This is a genomic window from Kitasatospora sp. NPDC085464 (genome assembly GCF_044541955.1).
Classification (GTDB): domain Bacteria; phylum Actinomycetota; class Actinomycetes; order Streptomycetales; family Streptomycetaceae; genus Kitasatospora.
Genome location: NZ_JBITTM010000010.1, coordinates 201,614 through 210,206, shown reverse-complemented (window position 1 = coordinate 210,206; position 8,593 = coordinate 201,614). Strand labels below are relative to the sequence as shown.

Genomic DNA, 8,593 nt, shown 5'->3' with positions numbered 1-8,593 from the left:
TGGTCACGGTGTAGGAACCCCGATCTTCTCAAACCGAAAGCGCACCTGTCGTCGTATCAGCCGCCATCCTCCCCCACTACCTGCGGATTCAGGTCTGAGACGAGTTCGTCAGAGTACCGTCAAAGGAACATTCCGGGCCGTGCGGGGCTGGTTCGATCACGGGCATGGACTTCACTTGGTTGGCCGGCCGGCTCGACGGCAGGCCGAGGGTGGTCGTGTCGACGACCAGCACCGGCATCGGGCTCCGACGTGAACTGTGGGTCGCATACCTGTACGGATACCGGCCGGTGGAACACCGGGTGGTGGCGGGGGCCGGGTCCTGGACCGTGCTGGTCCTGGACCCGGACCCGGCCGCCCGGCACCGGGCCGCATGGATGCGCCACCCCGACCTGCGGCCGGAGGCCCCCGCCCCGGTCGACTGGACGGACGACCGGAGCGCGCACTGCTGGACGCCGCCGGGTTGGCCCCCGGAGGCTGGCCCGGTCCCGCCGGCCGACGACCTGCTTCCCCTGCTCCCACCCGTCGGCCTAGGGACCAGGCGCCGCATCCTCTGGCTCACGTGCGGTGTCGTCGCCGCCTGGACGACCAACGTCGTGAGGTGGGCCTGGTCCGGCAGCCCTGGGGTGACCGGGCTGGTGCTGTCGGGTTTCCTGGGCGTCCTGGCGCTGTTGGGCTGCGCAGTCGCGGCCCGGCGCGTCCGCTGCCGGCCGTGGAAGGCGGAGGCGGACACGTGGCGACCGGGAACGTGACGGAGCGCTCAGGCGAGGGGCAGGAATCGTGTACTTGAGCGATCCGAGGTCCAGGGCCGGGCGGTGGTGCGCCGCGCCGGTCCTGGCGTTCGCGAGCCTCGCCGTGATGCTGGCTGGTGCAGCCCTGACCGCCGTCTGCGTGCTCACCATCGCGTACCCGCTTCGACTCGCGGGTCAGCCGGGCCTGTTGACCGTCACAGGCTGCCTCACCGAGGGCGCCGGCAAAGGAGCGCACACCACTTGCTACGGCCGGTTCACCTCCGACTCGGGCGCCATCGTGGCGCGCCCGGTCCCCTATGCCGGCAGTCTCCGGGTCGGCGCCCGGTTGCCCGTGCAGTACGTCGAGTCCGCGGACGACTGTTACCGGGTCGGCGCCGCCTACACCGGTGTCCGGGTGCTCGGCGTCTCGGTCGGGCTGTTCGCCGTGGTCGCCGGTCCCGTCGGCATCGCGCAGGCCGTCGCGCTGGTCGCACCCCGGTGGGCTGCGCGCCTACGCGAGGGCCGTCCTTGTCGAACGCTCTGGCGGGTGACCGTCGGCCTGTTCAAGGGCCTCGCCCTGCTCGCGGTGGTCTCCGGCTCGGTGAGCGTGATGGTGCATCTGATGGCTGATTGACCACCGACCACCGATGGCAGGGCGGCGTCGTTCAGGCGAATTGTCAGCTTTTATGCTGCTTCAGGAAGCAGATGAGACTGTGAAGTTCGCTGATCGGGCCGGAACGGAGGCAGGCCCGGCCTCCGGGTGGTCATGAGGTGCCGAATCCCTGATCACCACGACGGAAGACCGTGCCTGCCTGAAGCAGCTGCCCTGGCGGGACGTTCCGCTGCGGCACGACCCGCGCCGTCTGATTGCGGTCAGCCCGGGGCGAGGGAAGCCTCCGGAGGGGGGCTCCCAGTCTCCGTCACCGGGTGACGCATCAAGATCGAGCCGGTGGGCGTATGGGGTTCGTCAAGGCGATCCGGTCGGCGGAGAAGTGGATCTAGCATCCGAATCTCGCACATTCCAGTGAGGAATTTGGTGTTCACTATGCGCGCTTTCTCGCGACTGAAACAAACCCTGCACCAACGCGCCACCGCGGCGGTTCTGCTGATGGCCCTCGCGATCGCAGGCGTAGGCGGCCTGTCCGCACCGCAACGGGCTGCTGCGGCCGGCGCCAACAATTGTGCGGGGCAGGACACCCCAGGGGGCGGCAACTGCATCAGCGCCCTGATCAATTCCATCTTCGGCGAGATCAACGTCTTCGTCTCGGCGGCCCGGGGGGCCAAGAGCGACAACGCGAAGTTCACCCAGGACGCCGTCACCCAGTTCCAGGCCACGGCGCCCGGTTACAACATCCTGGTGTTCAAGTACGACGGCACCGACGCCTACGACACCAAATGGTTCACCAACCCCTACACGGCGAACATGCACGGCGTGCTGCTCGACACGACCTTCAAACTGCAGCACCACGACTCGGAGGGTGGCCCGTTCGGCTACGACGACTTCCGGCTCTGGGTCTTCAAGGGTGAGTCGACGTTCACCAACAAAGGGGATGGTGGCTACTCGAACTGGGCTTTCGTGGGGAGCGACAGCGAGACGGACTCGGTCCGTCACCCTCCGTGCGGGAAGATCGCCTGCAGCCACACCGACCGCACCCTCCACTTTCCCGCCCGGTCCACCCCGCAGCAGACCAGCAGCCTGAGCCCGGACGCCAGTCCCGGTCACCATGCCTGTCTGGACGTCGACCAGAACGGCACCGCCAACGGCACCCCGATCCAGCTGTGGGACTGCCACGGCGGCAGCAACCAGTCCTGGACGTACAACGGCTTCCAGCTCCGCGCCAACGGCAAGTGCCTCGACCTGCCCGGTGACAACACGACGCAGGGGACCAGGCTCCAGCTCTGGGACTGCGTGGAGGTCGCCAGTCAGCGCTGGTACCTGACGCCGGACGGCACCTTCCGGCACATGGAGGACCCCACCGACCGCAGCAAGGATGTCTGCATCGACGTCCCCAACGGCGTGGTCGCCAACGGTACCCGGCTCCAGGTCTGGGGCTGCGGATCGGCGGCCAACGGCAGCCTCGCACACCAGAGCTGGCACTGGGGCGGCGTGATCGCGGGTGGCGGCGGGGGAACGGGTGACGGCGGCAAGGTCATCGACGGCACGCCGTACCTGCGCCTGTCGGACGGTCTGGGGGCCGTCGTCACCGGCTCCAACGCCGGAGCGCCGGTCGTCGCCGGGATCCGGGGCGGCAGCGACTCGAAGTGGAAGTTCACCTCCCTGGGCGGCGGCCGCTACAAGATCACCAACGTCTCCTCCGGCCTGGCTCTCACCGAGAACACCGACAGCTATCTCGCCGAGACCCAGCCCTGGAGCGGTGCCGACGAGCAGAAGTGGGAGCTCGCCAGCGCGGGGAACGGCACCTACCAGCTCCGGATCAGCTCCAACGACTGCCTGACCTACGACGAGGACTTCAAGACCCTGGGCGTATGGACCTGCAAGACCGGCTGGACCCAGCAGTGGGCGCTCAGCTGACGACCCGGTGACACGAACGGGCGAAGGCCTGCGCTATCTGCTCCTCTGCCGCCCAGCGCCAGGGCAGCCGCAGGCGAGGAGACGCGCCCCGTCCCTTGGCCTGACGCCCGCTCCGGCTGAGTTCTCGACGTCCTGGTGAGTCGGGCAGGCACGGTCTTCCGTCGTGGTGATCAGGGATTCGACACCTCGTGACCACCCGGAGGCCGTGCCTGCCTCCGTTCCAACCCGATCGCCGAACTTCACAGCCGCATCCGCTGCCTGAACCGGCATCAAAACGGATACTTCGCCTGAATGACGCGGCCCTGCCACCGGTGCACTCGGCAAGCCTCGACGGGCTGCATCTTGGTGCATCGGCCGTCTGCAACATGCTGCATTCCAACCCTCCTCCCGGTGACCGTCGGAGGTGGCATATTTCAAGCCGTTGAGAAACACCGCAGTAACTCGGGGGAAATGATGAACAGCGCGGTTCTCTGCGCGCGGCGCGGCAGGAGGAATCCTGCTCGGACGACCGGGGCCATGCTCCTCGGCACTGTCGCCGCCATGACGATTCTGGCCACGGGCGGTGCCGGTGCCACCCAGGCCGGAGCCGGTACGAGTGCCTTTTCGGCCGGTCGCGCGACCGCTCCGCGACCGGGAGCTCCGGCTGCCGCCGACGTGCTCCGGTCGAACGGATCGCGCCCCAGGACGCACGCCTGGGACTGACGGACGACGTCGCGCGGAAGCGCGTTTCCCGTCCGGTTGACAACGACATGCGTGGGAATTCGGCTGCCGTGTGCCGGAATTGGTTTCCGGGCCGTGCCGAAAAGGTGTGTCCGGGTGTCCGGACACGTGAATTCCAGACTTCTTCCGAAGGGTTCACTCCATGGTGAACGTGAGCCGCACGGAGCGGTTCGATGGGGGCGACGCGGCCCCCGAGCCCCTGCCCGAGGGGCTTCGCCGGCTCGACGCCCTGGTGTCACACGGCGGCGGGCTGGTCGGGCGGGTCGCCCGGATCTCGCAGGAGTCCTCGGGTCTGAGCGTCTACAACTCCACGATGGGGGAGCTGGAGCACGTCCAGCCCAACATCCGCTCGACCAGCAGTCGCGCCTCGGGCGTCGAGCTCGGGGGCGGGGGAGGCGGCACCGATCCGCACCTGGCACGCGCCATCTCCATCGCCGAAGCGCTCGAACGCTACTCCAGCTGCGTCCTGCCCAAGGACCTGGTGTGGGCCACCGCCGACGACCTGGGTGAGCGGGCCGCCGATCTGCGCACGTTCCCTCAGGCGAGCGAGGCCGAACTGGCCCACCCCGCCTGCCCGGTGACCGCACCGGAGCGGGACGAACCGATCCGCTGGACCACGGCCTGGTCGCTGACCGAGGGTCGGCCGGTGCTGGTGCCGGCCGTGGCCGTGTGGCTGCACATCCCGGCCCTCACGCCGACCGAGCGCTTCATCCTGCCCATCTCCACGGGCTGCGCCACGCACACGGACCTGGACCGCGCGCTGCTCAACGGCATCTGCGAGGTCATCGAACGCGACGCGATCGCGCTCACCTGGCTGCAGAAGCTGCCACTGCCCCGGATCGAGTTCGACACCGTGTCGGACGAACTGGCCCGCTCGCTGCGCGAGGTGGAGCGCAAGGGGATCCGGACCACCTTCTACGACGCGACCTCCGAGCTCGGGATCCCGACGCTCTACAGTCTCGACGACGACCCGCGCAGCCGCCGAGTACGCCATGTGGTGATGTGCGCGACGGACTTCGACCCGGACCGGGCCGCTGCCAAGATGCTCCGGGAGACGGCCTCGTCCCGCATCGCCCTCGGCACTGCGGAGCCGGCACCCGCGAGCATCGACGACTTCCACAGCGTCTTCCACGGCGCGACCTACATGGGCGCGGCCGAACGCACCGCCGCGTACGACTTCCTGCGCGCACCGGACAACGGGGTACAGCCGTTCTCGGCCCTGCCCCGGCCGTCCACCGGGGACGCCCGAGCGGACCTACGACTGGTCCTGGAACGGCTGAAGCGGCACGGCATGGACGTGTACGCGGTCGAGATGACCACCACGGAAGCCCGCGAGGTGGGTTTCCGGGTGATCAAGGTGATCATCCCGCAGCTGATGCCGCTCTCCTTCTCGTACCGCGCGCGGTACCTCGCGCACCCGCGGCTCTACGACGGCCCGCGCGCGATGGGGTACCCGGCGTACCGGGAGGCGGACGTCAACCCCTGGCCCCAGCCCTTCGCGTAAGGGCGGCAGAGCGCTTTGGAGCGGTAGGAGCAACGCTATGTTCGATCTGCACGTGCTGGCGGTCGGCGGCTTCGGCCGCGCGGTCGCGGACCGGCTGGTGAGCCGTCGGCAGGCCGTGGTCTCCCCGGAGACCGACCTCTTCCAGCCGGCCCGGTGGCCCCGGACCAGGCTGCGAGTGGTCGCCGCGTGGCGGGAGACGCCCACCCTGTTCGACCTGGTGGACCGCGTGGCCTTCGCCACCGGAACGCCCTGGCTACCGGTGACGATGGGCGTGAGCGCCCTGCGTGTCGGCCCGACCGTCCTCGGCGGCCGCGGCCCCTGCTACCGGTGCTTCCTGGCCCGCCAGTACCAGCACCAGCAACTGCGCGAACTGGACCGCCGGCTGCTGCGCGCCTACGACGCGGACCCGGCGCTGGGACCGGACGGCTTTCTCGAATCCCACGCCGTCCTCGCCGAAACGGTGACCGGCCTCGCCGCCGACGCCGTGCTCGGCGGTGACGGGGACTCCGAACGCGGCCGGGTCCGCAGCTTCGACCTGCTGTCCGCCACGCTGTCCACCCTCTCGGTGGTGCCCGTGCACGGCTGCGACCGGTGCCACCGACCGGAGCCGGACGCCACCTGGCGCAGGCTCGCCGACGACCTGTGGGACCTAGCCCCGACCATCCGGACCTCGACCTCGACCTCGACCGAACCGGTCCTCACCACCAGGAGGGGGTGAACCCATGCCGACCACCACTCAGTTGTCCGCCGTGGAGCTGGCGCACGCCACTGCCGGCGACCCGCAGTTCCGGCTGCCCGCACACCCGTCGGTGGTGCCGGGCGTAGTCCTGCACTGGTCGGAGGACGGCCTGATCGTCGAGGGCACTGGCAACCGGCGCACCCTCAGCGGTCGCTCCGCCCGGCAGATCCTCCCGGACCTGCTGCCGCTGCTCGACGGCACCCGCGACCTCGACCAGCTTGCCGCGGCGCTCGGCCGGGCGGCTCCGCAGGTGCGCGCCGTCCTGCTGCTCCTCTACTCCTGCGGCCTGCTCCAGGAGGGCGTGCCCCGCCGCACGGACCCGCAGTCCGTCCTGCTGGCCCGACTGCTCGACAGCACCCGGGTGAACGCGAACGCCGACGAGGCCCAGGATCGCCTGGCCGTGGCGCCGGTCGCGCTCTGGGCGGGCGGTGCGTTCGGTGACCTGCTGGCCGAGCGGCTGCACGCGATGGGCGCGCCCACCGTCCGCCTCGACGCCACGGCTTCCCTGACCGGAGCGAACCCCGCGCTCGCCGTGCTCCACGTCGATGCCGTCAACCAGGCCGACGCCCGCGAGGTGTACCGCGCGCTGCGTGCCAGCGAGGTGCCCGTGCTGCTCACGGGCCCGGACGGGGACGGGTTCTCCATCGGCCCGTACAGCGCGAATGACCACGGTGCGTGCCCGGACTGTGTGCTTGCCCAAGTTCCGACCGTAACCGGAGAGTTGGGTGTCATCGACGCTCGGGCCGCGGCGGCGATGACCGCCCTTGAGGTGCTGGGCCTGGTAGCCAGGGTCGGCAAGCCGGCCTCCCTGCACGGCCGCACCCGGGTCGACCTCCGGGCCGGAGCGTCCGAGACCCGCATGATCGCGCCGCGCCCCGGCTGCGACCTGTGCGGCGACCCCTCGGTCGCCCTGCAGGACCCGCCGCCCGCCTACGCCTACGAGCACTCGGTGGCGTTCCCGCCGAGGCGGCTGGTGAACCCGAGGGACCACCAGGTCCACTTCGAGCCCTCCAACCTCGCGCTCCAGTACGACGCCAAGGAGTACCCGGACGCCGAGACGACCGACCTCGGCGACCCGGACCTCGCCCTGCTGGACGCCGGTGCGCAGCCGCTCACCGTCGAACTGCTGGGCACGCTGCTCGCCGCGGCCTTCGGCCTCAAGCAGCAGCCGCAGGACCGTCGGCAGAAGCTGCTGCGCTTCGCGCCGACGGGCGGCAACCTCGGCTCCCCGACGGCTTACCTCCTGGTGCGGGATGTCCCGGGTCTGGTGCCCGGCGGGTACGCGTACCAGGCGATCGGTCACCGCCTGGCCCGGGTGGCGGAACTGCCGCCCGAGTACGCGGACATGGCCGAGCCCGTGCTGCTGGTCGTCACCGGGGCGCTGGTGCGCGTCGCCCGCAAGTACCGGACCTTCGCCTACCGGGTGATCCACCTGGACACCGGCGTGGCGCTGAGCCACCTGCTCCTGGCGAGCCGACGCCTGGGCCTGCCGATGGCCAACGAAGCGGCTTGGGACGATGCCGCGTTGACGACGGCGCTGGGCGTGGAACGCGAATTCGAGTGTGTGACGGCAGTGGTCCGGCTCGGCCTCGCTGCCGGGTCCCACCCCGGGGAGGGAACGCGATGAGCGACCTGCTGGATCTGATGGCCGAACTCCGCCAGGACACCGAGCGCCAGTCCCTGGCACAGCTCCGAACCGTGCCGGAAGCCGACGTGCCGTGGCAGTGGCACGACGAGACCGTCCTCGACGCCCTCGCCGAGGACGGTCTGAGCCCGGCCCTGCGACGCCGCCGCGCCAACCGCTTCTTCGCGGACCGGCCGGTGGACGCCGGCCTGCTCCGGCGGGTGATCGATGCTGGTCACGGCGCCGACGCCGCGCTCTGGCCCGGCGAGTGGGCCGCGCGGCCGCTGGAATTCCTGGTGGCGGCGCGAACGGTGACCGGGCTGCGGCCCGCCGTCCACCGGTACGGCCCCGACGGGTTCGAGCCGATCGCGGACATCGTCGGCGTCGAGCAGCTCAGCGCCCTGGTGCTGCAGCCCGAGTTCGCGCTCGCCCCGGCGATCCTGCTGGCCACCGGCTCGCTGGAGGACGCCCTCGAATCGGCCGGGTCCCACGGTCACCGGCGCCTTCTGGAGCGCAGCGGCGCGGCCTGCGAGGCCGCCTGGCTCACCGCGGTCGACGCCGGCCTGTCCGGGAGCATCTTCGCCGGCTTCCTGCCGTCCGCGCTGAAGCGACTGGTGGGCATCGATGGATTTCGGCGGACGCAGTTGCTGGCCCTGGCCGTCGGCCACGGCTTCGACGCGTCCGGCGAGTACGGCGGGGGATCGGCCAACGGCTGACCACCCGCACCGCTCCGACCCGAGGAAAG

General features: G+C 70.6%; 7 protein-coding genes. All 7 read left to right on the top strand.

The annotated features are described in order from the left end of the window. The first annotated feature begins 164 nt into the window (after nucleotides 1-164). Entirely contained in the window at nucleotides 165-749 is a 585-nt protein-coding gene (locus tag ACIGG8_RS11685; protein ID WP_396547284.1) for a hypothetical protein, read from the top strand. A gap of 34 nt (nucleotides 750-783) precedes the next feature. After that, complete coding sequence (locus tag ACIGG8_RS11680) at nucleotides 784-1,362, top strand: hypothetical protein (RefSeq protein ID WP_396547283.1); 579 nt, start codon at nucleotides 784-786, stop codon at nucleotides 1,360-1,362. 474 nt (nucleotides 1,363-1,836) lie between these two features. Continuing rightward, entirely contained in the window at nucleotides 1,837-3,261 is a 1,425-nt protein-coding gene (locus tag ACIGG8_RS11675; protein ID WP_396547281.1) for an RICIN domain-containing protein, read from the top strand. An 862-nt stretch (nucleotides 3,262-4,123) separates the two neighbouring features. Beyond that, complete coding sequence (locus ACIGG8_RS11670; protein ID WP_396547280.1) at nucleotides 4,124-5,485, top strand: YcaO-like family protein; 1,362 nt, start codon at nucleotides 4,124-4,126, stop codon at nucleotides 5,483-5,485. Between the two features lie 37 nt (nucleotides 5,486-5,522). Continuing rightward, nucleotides 5,523-6,203: a TOMM precursor leader peptide-binding protein gene (locus tag ACIGG8_RS11665; RefSeq protein WP_396547279.1), complete on the top strand. Its 681-nt coding sequence runs from the start codon at nucleotides 5,523-5,525 to the stop codon at nucleotides 6,201-6,203. A gap of 4 nt (nucleotides 6,204-6,207) precedes the next feature. Next, nucleotides 6,208-7,851 carry a nitroreductase family protein gene (locus tag ACIGG8_RS11660; protein WP_396547277.1) on the top strand — a complete coding sequence of 548 codons (1,644 nt, stop codon included), beginning with the start codon at nucleotides 6,208-6,210 and terminating at the stop codon, nucleotides 7,849-7,851. Further along, nucleotides 7,848-8,564, top strand: coding sequence for a nitroreductase family protein (locus tag ACIGG8_RS11655; RefSeq protein WP_396547276.1), 717 nt, complete (start codon nucleotides 7,848-7,850; stop codon nucleotides 8,562-8,564). Before ACIGG8_RS11660 ends, ACIGG8_RS11655 begins: the two co-directional genes overlap by 4 nt. Nucleotides 8,565-8,593: the final 29 nt, after the last annotated feature.

Coding starts and splice junctions, on each gene's coding strand:
- ACIGG8_RS11685 (WP_396547284.1), top strand. CDS start 165: ATGGACTTCACTTGGTTGGCCGGCCGGCTCGACGGCAGGCCGAGGGTG.
- ACIGG8_RS11675 (WP_396547281.1), top strand. CDS start 1,837: ATGGCCCTCGCGATCGCAGGCGTAGGCGGCCTGTCCGCACCGCAACGG.
- ACIGG8_RS11670 (WP_396547280.1), top strand. CDS start 4,124: ATGGTGAACGTGAGCCGCACGGAGCGGTTCGATGGGGGCGACGCGGCC.
- ACIGG8_RS11665 (WP_396547279.1), top strand. CDS start 5,523: ATGTTCGATCTGCACGTGCTGGCGGTCGGCGGCTTCGGCCGCGCGGTC.
- ACIGG8_RS11660 (WP_396547277.1), top strand. CDS start 6,208: ATGCCGACCACCACTCAGTTGTCCGCCGTGGAGCTGGCGCACGCCACT.
- ACIGG8_RS11655 (WP_396547276.1), top strand. CDS start 7,848: ATGAGCGACCTGCTGGATCTGATGGCCGAACTCCGCCAGGACACCGAG.